16 protein-coding genes and 1 other RNA gene are annotated in these 19,097 nt (G+C 40.9%); 10 read left to right on the top strand and 7 right to left on the bottom strand.

Going from position 1 to position 19,097, the window contains the following annotated elements; translation table 11 throughout:
- Window positions 1–176: 176 nt before the first annotated feature.
- The 8 genes from LS482_RS12205 to LS482_RS12170 all read left to right on the top strand — a co-directional run bounded on the left by LS482_RS12205 (window position 177) and on the right by LS482_RS12170 (window position 10,398).
- The gene (locus tag LS482_RS12205; protein ID WP_233027805.1) at window positions 177–3,404 is read left to right on the top strand and encodes a SusC/RagA family TonB-linked outer membrane protein; all 3,228 of its coding nucleotides are present in this window, start codon (window positions 177–179) and stop codon (window positions 3,402–3,404) included.
- A gap of 12 nt (window positions 3,405–3,416) precedes the next feature.
- A complete protein-coding gene (locus LS482_RS12200; protein WP_233027804.1) occupies window positions 3,417–5,117 on the top strand; it encodes a SusD/RagB family nutrient-binding outer membrane lipoprotein in 1,701 nt (566 codons plus the stop codon).
- A 13-nt stretch (window positions 5,118–5,130) separates the two neighbouring features.
- Window positions 5,131–6,153 carry a hypothetical protein gene (locus LS482_RS12195; RefSeq protein ID WP_233027803.1) on the top strand — a complete coding sequence of 341 codons (1,023 nt, stop codon included), beginning with the start codon at window positions 5,131–5,133 and terminating at the stop codon, window positions 6,151–6,153.
- Between the two features lie 120 nt (window positions 6,154–6,273).
- Entirely contained in the window at window positions 6,274–7,011 is a 738-nt protein-coding gene (locus LS482_RS12190; RefSeq protein ID WP_233027802.1) for a hypothetical protein, read from the top strand.
- Between the two features lie 398 nt (window positions 7,012–7,409).
- Window positions 7,410–8,153, top strand: coding sequence for a 23S rRNA (guanosine(2251)-2'-O)-methyltransferase RlmB (rlmB, locus tag LS482_RS12185; RefSeq protein WP_233027801.1), 744 nt, complete (start codon window positions 7,410–7,412; stop codon window positions 8,151–8,153).
- A 59-nt stretch (window positions 8,154–8,212) separates the two neighbouring features.
- The gene (gene kdsA, locus LS482_RS12180) at window positions 8,213–9,034 is read left to right on the top strand and encodes a 3-deoxy-8-phosphooctulonate synthase (protein ID WP_233027800.1); all 822 of its coding nucleotides are present in this window, start codon (window positions 8,213–8,215) and stop codon (window positions 9,032–9,034) included.
- Window positions 9,035–9,130: 96 nt separating this feature from the next.
- On the top strand, window positions 9,131–9,295 hold the full coding sequence (locus tag LS482_RS12175) for a YqaE/Pmp3 family membrane protein (RefSeq protein ID WP_233027799.1): 165 nt from the start codon (window positions 9,131–9,133) through the stop codon (window positions 9,293–9,295).
- Window positions 9,295–10,398, top strand: coding sequence for an endonuclease/exonuclease/phosphatase family protein (locus LS482_RS12170; RefSeq protein WP_233027798.1), 1,104 nt, complete (start codon window positions 9,295–9,297; stop codon window positions 10,396–10,398). The genes LS482_RS12175 and LS482_RS12170 overlap by 1 nt, the downstream gene beginning before the upstream one ends.
- Here the strand turns inward: LS482_RS12170 and LS482_RS12165 are convergent.
- The gene (locus LS482_RS12165; RefSeq protein WP_233027797.1) at window positions 10,395–11,606 is read right to left on the bottom strand and encodes an NAD(P)-dependent oxidoreductase; all 1,212 of its coding nucleotides are present in this window, start codon (window positions 11,604–11,606) and stop codon (window positions 10,395–10,397) included. The two genes, LS482_RS12170 and LS482_RS12165, sit on opposite strands and share 4 nt — an antisense overlap.
- Before the next feature lie 160 nt (window positions 11,607–11,766).
- Between LS482_RS12165 and ssrA the strand changes: the two genes are divergently transcribed.
- Window positions 11,767–12,164: a transfer-messenger RNA gene (ssrA, locus tag LS482_RS12160) on the top strand.
- Between the two features lie 219 nt (window positions 12,165–12,383).
- Here the strand turns inward: ssrA and LS482_RS12155 are convergent.
- The gene (locus LS482_RS12155; RefSeq protein ID WP_233027796.1) at window positions 12,384–13,904 is read right to left on the bottom strand and encodes a S41 family peptidase; all 1,521 of its coding nucleotides are present in this window, start codon (window positions 13,902–13,904) and stop codon (window positions 12,384–12,386) included.
- A 114-nt stretch (window positions 13,905–14,018) separates the two neighbouring features.
- On the opposite strand from LS482_RS12155, the gene LS482_RS12150 reads away from it, so the two are divergent.
- A complete protein-coding gene (locus LS482_RS12150; RefSeq protein ID WP_233027795.1) occupies window positions 14,019–14,360 on the top strand; it encodes a hypothetical protein in 342 nt (113 codons plus the stop codon).
- 8 nt (window positions 14,361–14,368) lie between these two features.
- Here the strand turns inward: LS482_RS12150 and LS482_RS12145 are convergent, their stop codons facing one another.
- From LS482_RS12145 to LS482_RS12125, 5 genes are all read right to left on the bottom strand, one after another.
- A complete protein-coding gene (locus LS482_RS12145; protein ID WP_233027794.1) occupies window positions 14,369–14,767 on the bottom strand; it encodes a hypothetical protein in 399 nt (132 codons plus the stop codon).
- Window positions 14,760–16,991: a peptidase domain-containing ABC transporter gene (locus LS482_RS12140; RefSeq protein ID WP_233027793.1), complete on the bottom strand. Its 2,232-nt coding sequence runs from the start codon at window positions 16,989–16,991 to the stop codon at window positions 14,760–14,762. The genes LS482_RS12145 and LS482_RS12140 overlap by 8 nt, the downstream gene beginning before the upstream one ends.
- 108 nt (window positions 16,992–17,099) lie before the next feature.
- Window positions 17,100–17,249 (bottom strand): hypothetical protein, encoded by a 150-nt coding sequence (locus LS482_RS12135; protein ID WP_233027792.1) that lies wholly within the window; start codon window positions 17,247–17,249, stop codon window positions 17,100–17,102.
- A gap of 30 nt (window positions 17,250–17,279) precedes the next feature.
- A complete protein-coding gene (locus LS482_RS12130) occupies window positions 17,280–17,426 on the bottom strand; it encodes a hypothetical protein (protein ID WP_233027791.1) in 147 nt (48 codons plus the stop codon).
- Between the two features lie 278 nt (window positions 17,427–17,704).
- Complete coding sequence (locus tag LS482_RS12125) at window positions 17,705–18,991, bottom strand: hypothetical protein (protein WP_233027790.1); 1,287 nt, start codon at window positions 18,989–18,991, stop codon at window positions 17,705–17,707.
- Between the last annotated feature and the right edge of the window lie 106 nt (window positions 18,992–19,097).

Genomic DNA, 19,097 nt, shown 5'->3' with positions numbered 1-19,097 from the left:
AAAATCATATATCACCAGTAACCCCCTCCCTTATTTACCTAACTTATAATTTTTCTTACCTCTATTTAACATGTATATAAATAATATGATAATTTAAGTTAAATTAACATATTATTTGCACATGTTGTTTGATTTTAGGACTTTTATTACTGACTAACTCAAATAATCTAGTAAATATGAAGACAAAGTTCAGCATTTCCCTAGCGCTGTTACTGGCGCTAGCTGTGCACCTGTCCCATGCACAGGAAAAAACAATTTCGGGTACGGTTACCGACCAGTACGGTATGCCCCTTCCCGGGGTAAATATCCTGGTCAAAGGAACCACCAGTGGTACTCAGACCGATTTTGACGGTAATTACACCATTAATGCCAGTCCGGGCCAGGCCCTCCTGTTCACTTACATCGGCCAGCAGGACGAAGAACGTGCAGTTGGAGAAAAAAACACCATAAACGTTCAGATGACCGAGAGTGCCCAGGCCCTCGAAGAAGTGGTAGTTACTTCCCAGGGGATCAAAAGAGAGAAAAAAGCACTGGGATATGCCGTAAGCACGGTGGGATCTGAAAACCTCGAACAAAAGGCCGAAGGCGACATAGGCCGGGTACTCAACGGCCAGGCCTCCGGGGTTCAGATCAATGCCGCCAACGGGATGTCGGGCTCCGGGACCAATATGATCATCAGGGGGTACACCTCCGTTACAGGGGGGAATCAGCCCCTTTTTATCGTGGACGGTATCCCGTTCAATTCCGGGACCAATTCACAAGGCGATTTTGTAGACGGCAATAACGGATCGAGCCGCTTTATAGATCTCGACCCGAACAGTATCGAAAGCATCTCTGTGCTCAAAGGGCTCGCAGCAGCCAACCTTTACGGTACGGCAGGGAGGAACGGTGTTGTACTTATCACCACCAAAAACGGTGCTGCCGGAGGCGGAAGCAAGAAATTTGAGATCACGGTAAATCAATCCGTCTTTTTTAATGAAATTGCATCATTCCCGGATTATCAGAACAAGTACGGGGGAGGTTTCGATCAGGCTTTCGGGTGGTTCTTCAGCAACTGGGGCCCTTCATTCTCCAGTACCAACCCCGACGATTTCGGAAGTGCCTTTATGGGATTTGACGATGACGGTACACCACTTATAAACCACCCAACGCAAAACAACGAAGTTGTAGCCTCACACTTCCCGGAATATGCCGGTGTCCCCTATCGCTTTCAACCCTATGACGGCGTTCGCGACTTCTTCCGTACGGGAACCGTATTGAATACTTCTATAAACGTAGGTGGCCAGTCGGAAGATGGAAAAATTGCGTACAACGCCAACTTCGGTCATTTGGACGACCAGGGCTTTACTCCCGGAAACTCCCTTAAAAGAAACACATTCGGTATCGGGGGAAAGGTAGAATTATCCAATAATTTTACTGTAAACGGTACCCTGAACTATACCCGGACAGATTTCATCTCCCCGCCCGTTGCAGCAAGTGTAGGGAACGGGGCCTTTGGTGAAAGTTCTTCTGTTTTCGGGCATTTGTTCTTCACCCCCCGAAGTATAGACCTCATGGGGATGCCTTACCAAAGCCCCGTAGACGGCAGAAGCGTTTACTACAGGGGAGGTAACGACATCCAGAACCCCAGGTGGACCGCAGCCAACGCTTTCGGAAATCAGTACACCAACAGGGTTTTCGGTAACGGGACCGTAACCTATAAGATCAATGACAATCTGAATGTCTTCTGGAGGACCACCATCGATTTCTTTACGGAAAGGAACGAAAGCGGACAGAACAAGGGCGGTGCCGAAGGGCCGTTACTGGGCCGTTATACCACATACGACAATAAGAATACCACATGGGATCATACCTTTCAGCTGAATGGCAGTTATCTCCTCACCGAAGACCTCGACATTTCCTTCAACGCAGGGGCCAATGCAAGAAGAACGGAATTTTCGAGGCAAGGGGTGCAAAGCGACCAGCAAAAAGTATTTAATATATTCAGACATTACAATTTCGAATCACAAACCCCCATACAATTCGACTCGGAACAGAATATCGTGGCCTTCTACGGACAAGCGGAATTCGGGTACAAAAGTTTTGCCTACCTTACCCTTGCCGGCCGGAATGATTGGGTATCCAATTTTGCCACCGACAATCGCAGCATCTTCTACCCCAGTGCCAGTGCTTCCTTTATACCTACTACGGCATTCGAAGGATGGAGCAGCCAAAACGGACTCAATTTCCTGAAGTTAAGGGCCGGTTACGGGACCTCGGCAGGTTTTGCCGGAGATTACCCCATATTCTCCGGTCTTGACCTCAACACACGGGAATACATTATAGACGGTACCCTTGTCACTTCCAATACCGTGGCCAACGGACTGGGAAATACCAGTTTAAAACCGGAGAGGATTTCTGAAATAGAACTCGGAATCGAATCCAGGTTCATTCAAAACAGGATCGGGCTGGATGTTTCCATTTATCAGAAAACCACAACGGACCTCATTACCAGCAGGCCGCTTGACCCGGCATCCGGATATACCTCTACCTTCACCAATATCGGGGAAGTTCAGGTAAAAGGAATAGAAGCAGACCTCTCCTATACCGTGTTCCGGAACGAAGGCGAAGGTTTTAACTGGATGATCTCCGGAAACTTTACCGCAGATGAAACCACGGTTAACGACCTGGGGAACGACACAGACAACATCAGGATCACCGAAAACAGTAATATCACCGTAGGAACTTCAGACCTGGGTAACTTTGCAGTCGAAGGAAGACCGTATGGCATTATCATGGGAAGCAGGGTGCTACGGGATGATAATGACAACCTCGTAGTAGACAGCGGAGGTATGTATGTAGAGGAAGCCGGACTCTTCGAAATAGGCGACCCCAATCCCGACTGGCGACTAAACGTTAACAACAATTTCCGGTATAAAAACTTTTCCCTCGGAATGAGCTGGGCATACCGCCACGGAGGTGACATATATACCAATACCGTCTCTGCCCTGGTCGGTCGCGGACTGGTAACAGATACCGAAGACCGGGAAGACACCTTTATACTCCCGGGAGTAAAAGAAGACGGTTCTCCCAACGACATCCAGGTAAATAATTCGGACTTCTACTTCAGCAATATAGCATTCGGTCCGAGTGAGTTACAGGTATATGACGGTAGCATATTAAGGCTGAGAGAAGTTTCCATCGGTTATTCACTGCCCGAAAGAATGCTGAAAAAAACGCCTTTCGGAACATTGAGCATCACCTTTAGCGGGCAGAATATCTGGTACAGGGCTTTCGGTGTCCCGAAAAGCACCCATTTCGATACGGAATCTGTGGGTACCGGTGTAGGAAACGGTTTCGGACTGGAATTCCTCAACGGCCCCAGTTCCAGGAGATACGGTATGTCCATAAAAGTAACCTTTTAAAAAATTACGACAATGAAAATGTGGAATCACAAAATTATATATGCGATCTTTTCACTCGGAATCCTGTTTTCCTGTGAAACGACCGAACTGGACCTTGCAGAAAATCCCAACCAGTTACCTCCCGGAGAAGCTTCTCCCGATTTCTACCTGAATAAGGTGCAGGAGGACTTCGCAAGGCTTTTCGACGAAGAAAGCGATGAAGGACTCGCTATCGTGGCATCGGCAGTTATCCGGCTCAGCTGGATGGACACCAGGCAATACCTGCAGGCCTACAGCCCCTCCGGATTCGACATTGAATGGAGAACAGCCTATTCTTCCATGCTGACCGATATCTATGCCATGTATCCGCTGGCGGAAGAAGCGGAATTAAAAAAGCATGTTGCCATGGGAAAAGTATTTGAAGCCTTTACCATAGTAACCCTGGTAGATTTCTTCGGAGAAATCCCATACAGCGAAGCCCTGCAAGGCGCGGAAAACTTTAACCCCGCACCGGACCCCGGCGCTTCCGTTTACCAGGCTGCCCTCACACTTCTGGACGAGGCCATTATCCTCTTTCAGGACGAAGATTACCTTGCAGACCCCGAATTTGACATGTATTACAACGGGAACTGGGAAAACTGGGAAAAACTGGCCAATTCACTCAAAATCAAAATATACATACAGCAACGCCTCGTGGATGACAGCGCTATTGACAATATCAACCAGATTGTCAGTACCGGCATGTACATTACGGACATTTCGGAAGATTTTCAGTTCCGATGGGGCCGGAATATTGTTAACCCGGATACCAGACATCCCAAATACATTGACAACTACAAATCCACCGGAGCAGAAAGCTATATGTCCAACTGGCTGATGAACTACATGCAGTCCGGCAAAGTGGGCAATGCATATTCCACATTCGAAAAACCAGACCCCAGGATACGTTTCTATTTTTACCGCCAAAACCCTACTACGCCCGGAAACGGAGCCCCCACCAATCAACAGGAACTCACCTGTAGTGTGGAACCCGCCCCACAGCATTATGTGGACGGCGGATACACCTTCTGTAATCTCCCCAACGGGTACTGGGGAAGGGATCACGGAGACGACGATGGTATTCCACCCGATGGCAATAAACGAACCACCTGGGGCGTATATCCCGCCGGCGGAAGATTCGACGACAACACTTTCGAAGCTGTTACTATCAGCCAGGGAGGCGGAGGTGCCGGTATCACCCCCATTTTCCTGAGTTCTACAGTAGATTTCCTGCTGGCCGAGATCAGTTATATATCCGGCAATACGACAGAGGCCAAAGATCATATGCTTTCCGGAATTGCCAAGTCCTTCACCAAGGTGAGAAGTTTCGGGGAACTCGACAGCAGCGCAGATCTCTCCCTTGCAGGTCCCGAATCTGATGACACTGCATACATGAACGAAGTGGGCCAGCTTTATGACGATGCTACCGGAAATGAAAAACTGAACATTATAGCCAAGGAATTCTGGGTAACGCTGTTCGGCAACGGTATTGATGCTTATAATTTTTACCGGAGAACAGGTGCCCCGCTCGACCTCCAGCCCAACCTGGAACCCAACCCGGGCGGATTTATACGATCGTTCCTGTATCCGGCCGCTTATGCCAATAACAATTCGAATATCAGCCAGAAACCCAATGTTACCACCAGGGTATTCTGGGATAACAATCCCGAAGAAGGTTTTCCAATTGCCAATTAAAAAATGACAGATCATGAAAAAATATATCAGTAAGTTATTGTTCGTATCCCTGTCCTCCTTTATTCTTTCATGCGAAGGAGACAAGACGGTAGACTCGGTATACGACGATGTAACCCGGGGGGCCATCCTGAGAACCATTGAGATCACCTCGGAAGAAACCCCATACAACTACAATACTTCCTCGTTTGAGGCCGGTTCCGGTTTTACGGTAATACTCCAGGAAGACGATTACGAAGACGGGGCGCTGCTTCAGGAAGTACGCGCCTACATTCGTTTTCAGGACAATACCGAGCTGGCCGACAGCGACGATGAAGGTATATCAACAGACGATATCCTGTACACCACCATTCCCGCTTCCGAATTCACCCCGGATGAAGAAGACATGCCCGGCTATACCTTTTCCATTTCCGTAGCGGAGATGATCGCCACAACCGGTATTGATGAAACGGAAGTAAAAGGAGGAGACAACTGGGCCGTCAGCTTTGAACTGGAACTCACAGATGGCAGGGTTTTCTCCAGATCAACCGTGGGAAATACGGTTTCCGGAGGAGTGTTCTTTGCCTCCCCCTTTACATACAATGTGGAAATTCCCTGCGTGATCACAGAAAGCCTGGCCGGGACACACACATTTGTTACCACCGATACATTTACCGGTACGAGTTCTGATTTTCCCGGGAACTGCTCCGACGATATCATCACCGGTACGGTAACCTGGGAAGAGACCGCTACTCCCGGCTCATATGCTACCTCCGACCTTAGCCTTGGTCTGTATCCCTGCTGGGGTGCCGCCCCGGATACCGAGGATGACGCAAGAGTTATCTGGGCCTGCGAAGGATTTGAAGCAGAAAGGGGCGAAGTAACAGATGAAGAAGGTAACGAGATAGAAGTCCCTGCCTATTCCTACAACATCACCAGTGTTTCAGGAGCCGAAATGACCATAGAATGGTCCAACGCCAACGGCGAGGGGGGTACCACCATACTTACCCGGGAAGACGGGCAAGACTGGCCGACCATTTTTACGGAAAACAATAACTGATACATTATAGAAGAAAGTGTCTGAAAAGCGTATTATTTCCCATTTCTGTTACCTCGGGCCCTTCGGTTGTCGCTCAGGATAAACTATTTTTCAGACACCTTCTTCTTAATTTTTAACGGAATGAGAATATACAAAATCAATATAATTCTTGAATGTATAGCGTTGCTTTTCATATCAACACTCTATTCCCAGGACCCGTCTAACCGGGCACAACCCGCAAACCGGTTTACCGAGGATCTCCGGGTTATCGATTATGTCCGGAAAACGATCCGTAACATCGACCCGTCCGTGAACAACACAAACAACACTCCCGAAATTACGGGCTCCGCCTATCTGAATGAACATTTTATGTCCGGTGTTGTGTATTACAGGGATACCGTACTTGGAAAACACCCGCTGCGCTATAATGTATACGCCGAAGAATTCGAACTTAAAAAGGACACTACCGTTCACGCAGTTACCAAGACCAGTGATGTGGAAATTGTGATGAACAACAGGAAATTTATTTTTAAATACTATTTGAACGAAAACGTCAGGGAATTCGGGTATTTTGAAGTCATTTCAGAAAACAAAAAATGTACACTGCTCAAAAAATACCGGAAAGTGCTTACCGAAGCCAAACCGGCCGTAACCAGTTTCGATGTGGATGTGCCTGCCCGGTTTGTAGATATGGAAGATTTCTTTATCTTGTTTGGCGACGAAGAGATCACTGAATTGAAACCTTCCAACAAAAATATCGTAAAACTGTTTAAAACCAGGGATATTAACATAAAGCCATATCTCAGGAAAAACGACCTCAATGTCAAAAAGTCAAAGGATTTAATACAGGTTATAGCGTATTGTAACACTTTACTGTAACAGCAAAACACCAGGAATTTCCGAAAGGAAACACAATATAAAACAGCGTATCCTCACCATTAAAGACATAGTCCCGGGTGTCTCTAAAAGTCCGGGAAAATCAACCTATAAATCCTTTAATTATGTTACCAAGCCTGTTAAAATTAAAAAATGCTCAGGTACTGAATGAAAATGAGCAGAAAAAGATTCTCGGCGGGGCTCCTCCCGGAACCCCGACAAAGTGTTGTGATCCCGAAATGACATGCTGTACAACAAACCCTGAATATGACGGGACAAACTGCAGGTTCATTCCGGGTCCTCCCTGTGTATAACTTTTTAGAAAAGTTTTAATTGAACAAATGCATGAAAGCTGTTTTTATCCCGGATAAGAACAGCTTCTTTTTTATACCTTTGCCCCCATGCAAAACAACTATCAGATTTTCGGCATACGGGCAGTGATAGAAGCCATATCAGCCGGAAAGGCCGTGGACAAGGTCTTTATTCAGAAAGGGCTTAAAGGAACGTTGTTCTCGGAACTGGAATCCCTGCTCCGCAGGGAAAAGATCAATACGTCTTACGTCCCCCTGGAAAAGCTGAACCGACTGGGCAATAAAAATCACCAGGGGGTCATAGCCAATATTTCTCCCGTAGAATTCCATACGCTCGATGATCTTGTTTTAAACACCATAGAATCAGGAGAAATACCATTGTTCCTCTTGCTGGACCAATTATCGGATGTAAGGAATTTCGGCGCCATTATCCGTACTGCCGAATGTACCGGTGTACACGGCATTATTATACAGAGTAAGGGCGCTGCACCTGTAACTGCCGATACGGTAAAAACCTCGGCAGGGGCCGTGTTCAACGTACCCATTTGCAAGGTAGACCACATCAAGGATGCCGTTTTCTACCTCCAGGCTTCCGGCATACAGGTTATTGCCGCCACTGAAAAAACGGAAAACACACCCTACGACCTTCAGCTCACCACCCCCACAGCCATTGTAATGGGAGCCGAAGACAAAGGGATTTCCCCTTCCGTATTGAAGTCTGCAGACCACAGGGCCAAACTGCCCATGTACGGGAATATCGGTTCGCTAAACGTTTCCGTAGCCTGTGGCGTTTTTTTGTACGAAGCGGTACGCCAGCGAAAAAATAACCTCTAAATTTGCCGTTACGTAACAGTCATCACTCCTTCGGAAGAAAAAGAATAAAAAACAGACCCATGAAAGTAGAAGCAATTCCCCAGATCAAACACACCGATTCAGATAACTTTTTCCTCCTTGCGGGCCCCTGTGCCATCGAAGGAGAAGAAATGGCGCTGCGCATTGCCGAAAAGGTAGTGGCAATTACGGACAAATTACAAATCCCTTACGTTTTTAAAGGGAGCTTCAAAAAAGCCAATCGCAGCCGTATAGACAGTTTTACCGGTATCGGGGATGAAAAGGCCCTGAAAATACTCCGGAAAGTTTCAGAAACATTTCACGTTCCTACCATTACCGATATTCATGAAGTGGATGATGCTTTCAAAGCTGCGGAATATGTGGACGTGTTACAAATCCCGGCTTTCCTGGTACGGCAGACCGACCTCGTGGTGGCAGCGGCAAATACCGGAAAAACGGTAAACCTGAAAAAAGGGCAGTTCATGAGCCCGGAAAGCATGAAACATGCCGTTCAGAAAGTTCTGGATTGTAACAATGAACAAGTTGTAATCACAGACAGGGGTACCATGTTCGGTTACCAGGACCTTATTGTCGATTTCCGCGGCATTCCCACCATGCGGCATTATGCTCCCGTGGTACTGGACGTCACCCATTCACTCCAGCAACCCAACCAGGCCGGCGGTGTTACCGGGGGAAGACCTGACATGATAGAGACCATAGCCCGGGCAGGCGTGGTAAACGGAGTGGACGGCCTGTTCCTGGAAACCCACTTCGACCCGGCCAATGCCAAGAGTGACGGGGCCAACATGCTGCACCTCGATCACCTGGAAAAATTACTGACCAACCTGACCGCTATACGCAAAACAGTAAATCAGCTTGCATAATAAGATTTATCGGGTTAAGGAAAAGTTTCACAACAGAAAGTTGCCTTATCGGACAGAAAAAGTTATTTTAGTCGTGTAATTCCTTAATTTTGACGTATGAGTATCCTGAGAATCATTCTGGCCATTCTACTTCCGCCACTCGGTGTGTTCTTTACTGTCGGTATCAAAGGAGCATTCTGGCTGAATATCCTTTTAACCCTGCTGGGGTTTATTCCGGGTATTGTCCATGCCATATGGGTTATTGCAAAACACGATAAATAATGCAATCTCCGGAAATAGTGGCAATAGTATTGTCATCACTTTTTATCATTTCCACACTCGCCCCTTTCATAAAGTGGGATGACTGGTGGATAAGGGTTTTCGACTTTCCCCGCCTGCAACTTTGTATATTCGGTTTGGTGGCCCTTGTTGTATGCCTTACCGGGTTTTCTTTTGCTTCTCCCTTGTCTTTTATATTTACAGGGCTATTGCTTATCGGTATCCTTTATCAAGCAGTAAAAATACTTCCTTACACCCCATTTTACCGGAAAGAAGTTATCCGGTTCAGAGGAAAGGAAGACCACACCAACCGGATTTCCATATTGGTGAGCAATGTACTTAGCCCGAACAGGAAAGCCCGCAAACTTTTACATCTCATCCGCAGGAAAAAGCCCAACCTTGTACTTACCCTGGAGTCTGACACCTGGTGGCAGCAACAACTGGATACTTTGGAAAAGGATTACCCGTATACGGTTAAAATCCCATTGGACAATCTCTACGGAATGCACCTCTATTCCAACCTGGAACTGGAAGATGCACAGGTCATATACCTGGTAAAGGACGACATTCCATCCATTGAAGCTTATGTGAAGCTCCCTTCCGGAAAAAAAATAAAGATTTACTGCCTCCATCCCATGCCACCAAGCCCTACAGAAGACGACACTTCGACAGACCGGGATGCAGAACTTCTCCTTGTAGGTGAAAAAGTAAAGGCCAGAGAAGAATCTGTATTGGTTTTTGGCGACCTTAACGACGTAGCCTGGTCTTACACCACCATATTGTTCCGGAAGATCAGCAGATTAATGGATCCCCGTATAGGACGCGGTATGTTCAGTACTTTCCACGCACATTACTTCTTTCTCAGGTGGCCGCTGGATCATTTGTTCCATTCCAATGATTTTATGCTGAACCGTATACAGCGCCTTCCGGGTATAGGATCAGATCACTTTCCTATTTATGCCGACCTCCAATACAAGCCGATTGCAGGGATGGCACAAAAAGAACCCGAAGCCAATGGCGAAGACAAACAACTGGCCCGGGAAAAAATAGCCAGGGCAAACCCCGTAAATAAAAAGGAGAAAACCAAATATACATCAAAAGATTAGCTTATAACTTCGCCGGTAACATAGTCCTGCAAATAGGTATACCTTTCCGTTAACCGGCCATTACATGTCATCCTGGCACGTTCCAGTATACCGTCCCGGTCGTCATTAAAAAAGGCGGGCATAACATGTGTTAAAAACATATCGCCGAATCCCTCACTCGCATCTCTGGGAAGTGCACAAGGCAGGTTATCCACTGCCATAACAGCTATGGCATGTGCTTCTCTGAAATCCGTTTCCTTTCCGGTTCGGGGATCATAACCATACACCGGGGCTGCGATCGTCGAAGCTCTTATGGTTGAAGCCACCGGACCGTTTATATCACAACTGATATCTGCAACCACCCTGATGTTAAAATCCGGAGATTTTGCGTCATCTTTCGTAAATAAATACGGAGCACCCTGCCCGTAGAAATGTCCGGCCATATACAAATCGGTCACACGGGCAAAACGCATGAAGTCGGATTCGTATTCTTCGGGATGTTCATAAAAATCCTTATGCCCCTGGGTTCTTCCATCCTTTCGTTTATTATACTCCAGTACGTCTATCTGACAATAAACGGGCCCGGAAAAAGTACGAGTCAGATATTCCTCGCAGTTTACTTCCTTCAGTCCCATACCATTGAGCATTTCTTTCACTCCTCCTCCTACTCTTCCCTTCCCGGTAAGCAATATTTTGATATCCGGTAACTCCGTTTTTTTCAGAACATCAATGAGTGCCTGTTGATCCGGAAGGTCCTCGGCCCCGGGCAATTCAAATAAACCGAATTTCAAACCGTAAGCACGAATACCATTATAGGCCCCCACAATACCAGCATATCGCCCGAAAGCCACAAGACGCTGCCCGCCGGGAGCCGTTATCACTTCATGATCGTAAAGCTCGATGTTTTTATCCAGAATACTCTGCAATAATTTCCGGTTATAGGGCTGCTTTTTTATGGTATGCGAAAAGAAAAAATACTTTTTATCCGGAATCAGCGCGTCAACAGGTACTTCTTTGACCCCAAGCAGCACATCGCAGTCCGAAACATCTTCGGTAACTTCGATACCTGAATTTCGATAATCCGAATCCGGAAAAACCCGGATATCGGAACTTTCCACAACCAGCGATATCCCCGGAAAAAGATCAAGAGCTTTTACACAGTCATTTGGGGAAAGTACTACTCTTTTATCAGGAGGATTTTTTCTTTCTTTAATGATTCCGAACTTCATGTATCGTATTTTTATAACATTACAACCTATTATTTGTTTCAAATGTAACTTTAATGATCCTTCTCTGCAAAATTTTCAGGGAATAATTTTTTGTAGTACATTTGCACACAACTCTGGCACTATAGTTGTGTCATTATACAAAAAAGTTCATTACATATTGGGGGTCGACTGGTTTTGACAGCAGGTCGAATTGAAATGTAAGCATGCAGAGCGCTGGGATACAGCTCTTAAATCTCATGTTTCACACTTTTTAAATGGCGAGAATAACTACGCTCTTGCTGCGTAATCTGAATTACAGTAGGATTTAGCCACGTTTCCGCAAGGCGGAAAAGCGAGATGTCTCCGGAAAGCCCTTGTTGACGGCGGTCCGCAAGGAGGCACCATAAAAGTCAACATAGGAACATTGTAGCTTTGACAGTGTTTCAAATCTAAAGAAGCTAAGCGTATGGTAGGCGGTTTTCGGTCAGCCTTACGTCGAAAAACAAACGAAAACTAAGCATGTAGAAAGCACTTTAATTGCTTGTTTGGACGAGAGTTCGATTCTCTCCGACTCCACAATATAACCCCTGAAAACACTGCATTTTTGGGGGTTTGTTTTTACAACGGACACTATGACGGACAAAAAAATAGTGTTTACTCAATTTGCCCCCTCAAATTTACACAGGAAAACAAAACTGTGAAAAATACGATTATCTATGACTCTCACCCGAGGTACGGAAAAACCATGTGAAATGTTGATTTTACAGGGTTTTTAGGGCTACTAAAAGAACAACATTATTACGGGCACTCACTATTCGATATCAATTTATTAACGAACTCCAACTGTATATCATTTCCCTTCAAATATTCTTCTATTGTGGGTTGTACATCATAATCTGGAAGTGCTCCTCTTCCAAACGGCAAGCCCTCAACATCCATAACAAATCTCAAAATGGGAATATCCACTTTTAACTTCGAATGGGGTAACCTCAATTCCAAACTATACCCACTGGTATTGCCGTAATATCCTCCTCCAACTTCTTCTCCAACGAAAACGGCATCGGTATGTTGCCTCATCAAATTAGCAAACTCTGCTCCTCCTGAATAAGTCCATCCACTTGTCAACACATAAACATTTCCTAAAAATGGATTCTCTTTCAATTCTTCTTGCTTTTCAACACCAGGTTTCCTCAAAATCCTTCCATCATCTGCTAAATAATGCTCTTCTTTTAGATCTTTTTCAAATTCCTTTTGATCTTTTGAATTATTATAATCTGTATATTGATAAAAAGAATAGGAGAAAGCAGACAATTCGACATATTTGTACTTCCTATAGTCTTTATCAGTAAGATACGCAAATAAATAATCTTCATTACCCTCTGTGCCACCACCATTTTCACGAATGTCAATAATAAGGTTTTCAATTTTGGCGCTATCGATTTCCTTAAACACATCAGATATAAATATTTTGAAATCCATATCTCTATCTCTGAAACGTGAGTTATCAAATGTATTAATGGTTAACAATGCAGTATACCTACCAGTCATTTCGAAAGATGCGGGTATATTCGTATTATGAAATATCTCTTCTTTTTTAAGAAGGTTATCGATTTGTTTTAAAGCCTTCCAGTCAGTAGCTTTAATTTTGTAAGTTTTACGATTCTTCTCATTTAATCCTTCTACTTCTATTTCAAAAGAATCTGTTTGTTCAATTACCTTTGCATATTCCCTTGAAAATCTTATACCATCTAACCAGCGAATTTTGGAAGATTCAATAAAGCCGTCTGATGCAAAAGTCTCAAAAATCTTATTGTAGATGGCTGAAATAGGGCGCCCATTAATCTTTGACAATCTATACCTCCTTAACTCATAGTCATCACCCAAGTTATTCAATATATAAACCGTATCTCTTAAGCTTATCACAGATAAGGGTAAATATTTTCCCCTTTCTTTCAAGTATTCCGAAACTTCTTCGGACAGATGGATATCGCAATGGTCTTCCTTTGTAAAAGCGATTATGGGAGCTACTATATTATAAAACTCCAAGATATTTAGACTATCCTTTATTTTTTCCTTTTGCATCGTTACAACACTGTCGAATTGCCGCTCAGTAGAATACCAGTAAAGACCTGTATGAGCCTCTTTTAAAGCCTTAATAAGAATATCGAAATCCTCGTTTAACGCTGACCTGGTATACTTCTCCAAGTCTAAGTCCGAAAAAGAAGTCCCAAATGCATTAAAAGTGCTTCTCTCTTCTTTATTTCCTTTACAACATACCAAGGAAAAAACTAAAAAGAAAAGAAATACTATTTTCTTCATGTATCTATAAAACAGTTTAGATTTATTCGAAAGTTAGTAAGTTTTTTCGTATTTTCGATACAAAAATTCTTTAAAACTAGCTCTAATAAAATTTTCTTGATTATGTATCTAACAATGAGTAAAAAAAGTAATACGGCTAAATATTTTTTCATATCCACTTTTTTATTGGTTTCTTCCTTAATGTATTCCCAAAAACAACTAAAATATAGTCTTACAATTGACCCAAATGATATTGAAAACGTACGTACTCTTATCACCGATTATTTTGGCAATCCGACTCTGGCCAAAAGAAAACAAACTTTATGGGTTAAAAAGGATGAAGAAATGGAATACACCATCTCTATGAAAAGGAGAAAGATTAAGTTCGTCTATAAAGGAGCTCGTAATCTCCCTGAAGAAGATAAATTAAAAGAAATTTATGGAAAAATTAAGAATATGGATAACCTCGCAAATTAGAATAGAAACTAATTTATATTGTCAGTAATTAATTGTAAGAGGTTTTTTTCTTGGTTGATATAATAACCTGACTTTCCCTTCTGATAAAATTCATAGGGTGGTTTTTCACATATAAAAATACTATCAATAATTTTTAAAACAGTTAGCTTTTCTACCTTCCCTTGATAACATACTTTCAACAACTTCGGTTTTCCAATAAGTTTAATATCACTATCTCTTACTATAATTTTTATTGTCTCCTTGTTCTTACTTTCATCAATTTTTTTAATAGTAATTTGGTCCTGATATTTATAACAAACCATAAATAATGTATTGATTGCAATTAACAATATTAAAAAATAAGTTCCTCTTATTATTATGTGTTCGTAGCTTCTATGTGATTTCATTCCATAAGAGTAATTAAACATTTAACTGGTTTTGGACTAAGTGATAGTAAAAGCTATCCTGATTTTTGATTAGAGAATTATGATTGCCTTTTTCTTTAATAAATCCCTTTTCTATTACTAACAAATTGTCCGCATTTCTAACCGTGCTAAGCCGATGTGCAATAATTATCACTGTCCGCCCTCTAAAAAAGGTTTTTAGCTTATCCGTTATTTCTTTTTCATTTTTGGCATCTAACGCAGATGTGGCCTCATCAAATAATATGATTTTAGGATTTTTATAAACAGCTCTCGCTATTAAGATGCGTTGCTTTTGACCAGTACTTAAATTTAGACCTTCGTTGCCTATCATTGTACTTAATCCTAAAGGTAGATCATTTATCACTTCCCCTAAGTTGGATATATTGATCGCAGTTTTCAAAAGCTCTTCATTATATTTTTTCTCCAAAATAATATTGTTTAGAATTGAATCATTAAAAATATATCCCTCTTGCATAACTACTCCACAATGATCTCTCCAAAACTTATAATCCACTTTCTTCAAGTCTTTATCCCCTATTAGAATCTCGCCATTATAATTTTCATAAAACTTAAGAAGTATCTTCAATAAAGTTGTCTTCCCCGATCCGCTAGTACCTACAATTGCAGTCGTTTTATTGGCAGGAATTAATAAATTGACAGAATGTAAAATGTTATTCGATTTTCCGGAATATTTAAAATTCAGGTCTTTGATTTCTATGTCATGATCAAAAAATTCTTCGGAATGTCTTGGAATTATCCCTTTTTCCTCTTTCCTTTTATTATGTATTTCAAAGATTCTTTCAAGGCTTATTTTCGCATCCTGGAATTTATTGAAAGATAGAACCAATTGCTTGAGAGGAGAATTAGTTTGTCCCAAAATAAAAGAGATGGACAACAGCATTCCAATGGAAATATTATTATTAATTACTAAATAAGAGGCAATAACAATAATGCCTATTTTCTTTATTTCATTGATGAATGAAGCTCCGTCTAATTGGAGTTGTTCAACCTTTAGGATAGACATCAATATATTATAAACGGATGATTTTATTTCCCTCCAATCCCTTCTTTTTCTATGTTCTGCATTGTTCAACTTCAATTCTTGCATCCCATTGATAATCTCAATTATGACTGAATTTTCTTTCCCACGTACAGAAAATCTTTTATAATCTAATCTTTTCCTAAGTTTGAAAAAGGAAAATACCCAAACAAAGTAAACTACAGTAAACAGAAAAAAAAGCAAAAATATCTTTACGTTGTATATGAGTAATATTACAGAATATAGACTCAGTGAAAATATTGAAAAAACAGTTGAAATGGCCCCAGATAATAAAAGGTCTTCAATATTATCATGGTCGTCTATTCTTTCTATTAAATCACCCGTTAACTTGGAATCAAAATATGAAATAGGCAATTGAGACAGTTTACTAATAAATGAAGATACTAGAGATACATTTATCTTCATGCTTAAAAAAATCAGGACCCATTCCCTTATGACATCAGATAATTTTGAAGTTATATATAAAAAAACATAAGATATGGATAAAAGAGTTAATAGCTCGTAACTTTTGCTTCTAATCGCATCATCTACTATCCCCTGTATAATAAAAGGGAACAAAAACTCTAAAGAACTAAAAATCAATGTAAAAAAAACAAGTTTGTAAAATAACCTTTTATTATTTACAAGATGCTCTTTAAGTAATATAGAAAATTTTTCACCAAAACTCCTTTCTCCGGAAATATTGTCTTTAATATTTTCGTAAAAAACGCTATTTGGTTTTAAGAATAGAGCTACTCCCTTGGATTCAGAATTTATATCACCTATCCAATGTTTTAAGAAATCCTCAACATCATATTTCGATTTTCCAAATTCCGGATCGGATATAAAAAACTTATTTCTCTTTACCTTATACAGTACTACAAAATGATTTTGATTCCAATGAAGAATAACTGGAAAAAAATTTGAAAAAGAAATTAATTCCTCTAAAGTTAATTTATTGGGTTTCGTATCATACCCTATTTTCTTTGAGGCTTTAATTAATCCTGTAAGAGTAGAGCCTTCTCTGGTAGTTTCACATAATTCCCGTAATCCTTCAATCGATACAGGTCTTTTGTAAAACTTTGAAATTATTTTTATACAACTAGGCCCGCAATCTTTCCTCTCCGTTTGTATATATTCTGGAAAAGAGTTAAAGTAGTTTTTTACCTTATGTAACAAGCAGGGCATAGACTGGAAAATAGTTTAATGAGAACTTAATTACGAGGACACTATTAATTTTAATAACATTATAGCACCCTTAGATTCTACTCTAAAGGTGCTATAAATAAAAAAGAATTATAGGTCTACGTCTACTTTAATGTCAATCTCCTTTTCCTTATCTTTCTTTTTTTTCTTTCCTTCCACTAATCCCCCCATTACACTATCAGTATTAAGGGCATCGAAGGACTTTACACCTAAGAAATCATTTAATTGCGACTTACTCATGATTAAAAATTTTAATGGTTAATAATTAATTTACAAATCCACTTCAATCTCAGCTTCAATTTTCTTTTTCTTCTTTTTTTCTTTTTCCTTGTCGGTGTAACCTCCAAGAATAGAGTCAGTGTTCAGAGCGTCAAAAGATTTCACTCCTAAGAAATCATTTAATTGTGATTTACTCATGGTTAAAAATTTTAATAGTTAATAAATAATTACATTGATTTATAATAATTGCGCAATATTATACAACACTAGAATTCCTGTAGGCTATAAAATTGCAATACCCTACTCGCAACCTTTCACTTTGACCTTCACTTCCAGTTCTCCGTTTTTGTTCTTTCTTTTAATTTTTCTTTTACAGGTGCCTCCCTGGACTTGATCAGTATGCAAAGTATCGTATGATTTAATCGCTAAAAACTGGTTTAATTGATTATTGCTCATGTCATTAATTTAAATTATGGTTAATCGATAGAGTTTAGTATTCCTTCTTTTTCGTAAATTAATTCCAGAATTCTCAATCCAGCTCCTTCCGGCCATTCTACAAATAATCCTGACAATAAATCCGAAGTTTTATATTTCTGAGCGGTGTTAATTCGATTAATTAAGGTTTTAATGTCCGAATGATAGACCATTTCTATTTTTTTCCCTTTTATGAATATTTTTATCCTCTCTTTATCAGGAGTGTAGTACAAAATATCAAAAGGATAGTCTAATTTAATATAGCTATCCAGTGTTAGTTCTGATTTATTATTAATCTGCTCTTTTAAAGAGATAGCATATCCTAAATTACTCTTTAAAGAATATTGGTAATCTCTGACAGAAGTTTCTATTAGCTTTGAAACTGTCATCTCTTTTATATCATTATTGACATTGATTAATACAGTTTCTAAAACATCATTTTTTAATAGATTTCTTTTAAGGTCTATAATTGGAATATTCGTATCCTCTTTACCCCTTATTGCTTCTTTAATCGTGTATTCCTTATGTATTTCCTCGAAAACCTTTGAAATAAGATCATCCCTTCTTGGCCTGTTCAACCACACGGAAAGCCCCACCGACAACTCTTCACTTTGACCTATATGATGGAAATTCCAAGGCATGAAAAAAATTCCACCAGGGCCAAATGTCATTTTGTGTTTAGCATGGGGAAGGAATTTATCTATTCTTTGATCATTACTTCTTCCTCCCTGTTCTTTAAATTCTTCTGTATCCCATATATACATTGTTTTTTCACCAGGTCCCAAATGGAAATGCATGACATTCTCTCCAGTATTATCTGTATGGATCCCTAAAGGGGTCCACCCATAATTCCCTATAAAAATTGTAAAATCTATCCCATGAACCGGATAACCTACTTTATCCAGTAAAGGTTTTAAATACTTTAAAATCGATAATGACAATCCTCTATCATAACTTTCACCATGATTCAGGATAATTCCAAATTTTTGGAAAGCAAAAATTCTTTTACTCCACGATTCTATATCTTCCTTCTCTTCAGGTTTGTTTTCAAAAAGGATTTCATTATAATCATCTCTTCTCTTATTTTCTATGTATACCCTAAATGGATATTCACCCTTCCTTAACTTCCTGAAAATCTCTAACACTCCATGCCTCAGCTCTATATGATCATCAAATACATTATTGTAATGAAATGGCTGGGTCATATTTTTTGTGTCTTCGAGAAATTTATCCCACCAATCAGAGGAGAGCTCTTTGGATTTAACTACAGTTTCATGCAATGTTTCCATAGTATCAATATTTTAAAGTTTACAAATATTTTGATTTAGATTATGTTATAGTAAATGGTATTTGCGAGGAAACTTCTGTCTTCTACAATTTTATCTTAGCAACCTA

This window comes from Sinomicrobium kalidii, from assembly GCF_021183825.1.
Taxonomy (GTDB): domain Bacteria; phylum Bacteroidota; class Bacteroidia; order Flavobacteriales; family Flavobacteriaceae; genus Sinomicrobium; species Sinomicrobium kalidii.
The sequence above is the reverse complement of the archived record's forward strand: the minus strand, read 5'-3'. Positions and strand labels throughout refer to the sequence as shown.

What these genes read in the sequence shown, in the direction of transcription:
- LS482_RS12205 (WP_233027805.1), top strand. Translation starts at nt 177, where the DNA reads ATGAAGACAAAGTTCAGCATTTCCCTAGCGCTGTTACTGGCGCTAGCT.
- LS482_RS12200 (WP_233027804.1), top strand. Translation starts at nt 3,417, where the DNA reads ATGAAAATGTGGAATCACAAAATTATATATGCGATCTTTTCACTCGGA.
- LS482_RS12195 (WP_233027803.1), top strand. Translation starts at nt 5,131, where the DNA reads ATGAAAAAATATATCAGTAAGTTATTGTTCGTATCCCTGTCCTCCTTT.
- LS482_RS12190 (WP_233027802.1), top strand. Translation starts at nt 6,274, where the DNA reads ATGAGAATATACAAAATCAATATAATTCTTGAATGTATAGCGTTGCTT.
- rlmB (WP_233027801.1), top strand. Translation starts at nt 7,410, where the DNA reads ATGCAAAACAACTATCAGATTTTCGGCATACGGGCAGTGATAGAAGCC.
- kdsA (WP_233027800.1), top strand. Translation starts at nt 8,213, where the DNA reads ATGAAAGTAGAAGCAATTCCCCAGATCAAACACACCGATTCAGATAAC.
- LS482_RS12175 (WP_233027799.1), top strand. Translation starts at nt 9,131, where the DNA reads ATGAGTATCCTGAGAATCATTCTGGCCATTCTACTTCCGCCACTCGGT.
- LS482_RS12170 (WP_233027798.1), top strand. Translation starts at nt 9,295, where the DNA reads ATGCAATCTCCGGAAATAGTGGCAATAGTATTGTCATCACTTTTTATC.
- LS482_RS12165 (WP_233027797.1), bottom strand. Translation starts at nt 11,606, where the DNA reads ATGAAGTTCGGAATCATTAAAGAAAGAAAAAATCCTCCTGATAAAAGA.
- LS482_RS12155 (WP_233027796.1), bottom strand. Translation starts at nt 13,904, where the DNA reads ATGAAGAAAATAGTATTTCTTTTCTTTTTAGTTTTTTCCTTGGTATGT.
- LS482_RS12150 (WP_233027795.1), top strand. Translation starts at nt 14,019, where the DNA reads ATGAGTAAAAAAAGTAATACGGCTAAATATTTTTTCATATCCACTTTT.
- LS482_RS12145 (WP_233027794.1), bottom strand. Translation starts at nt 14,767, where the DNA reads ATGTTTAATTACTCTTATGGAATGAAATCACATAGAAGCTACGAACAC.
- LS482_RS12140 (WP_233027793.1), bottom strand. Translation starts at nt 16,991, where the DNA reads ATGCCCTGCTTGTTACATAAGGTAAAAAACTACTTTAACTCTTTTCCA.
- LS482_RS12135 (WP_233027792.1), bottom strand. Translation starts at nt 17,249, where the DNA reads ATGAGTAAGTCGCAATTAAATGATTTCTTAGGTGTAAAGTCCTTCGAT.
- LS482_RS12130 (WP_233027791.1), bottom strand. Translation starts at nt 17,426, where the DNA reads ATGAGTAAATCACAATTAAATGATTTCTTAGGAGTGAAATCTTTTGAC.
- LS482_RS12125 (WP_233027790.1), bottom strand. Translation starts at nt 18,991, where the DNA reads ATGGAAACATTGCATGAAACTGTAGTTAAATCCAAAGAGCTCTCCTCT.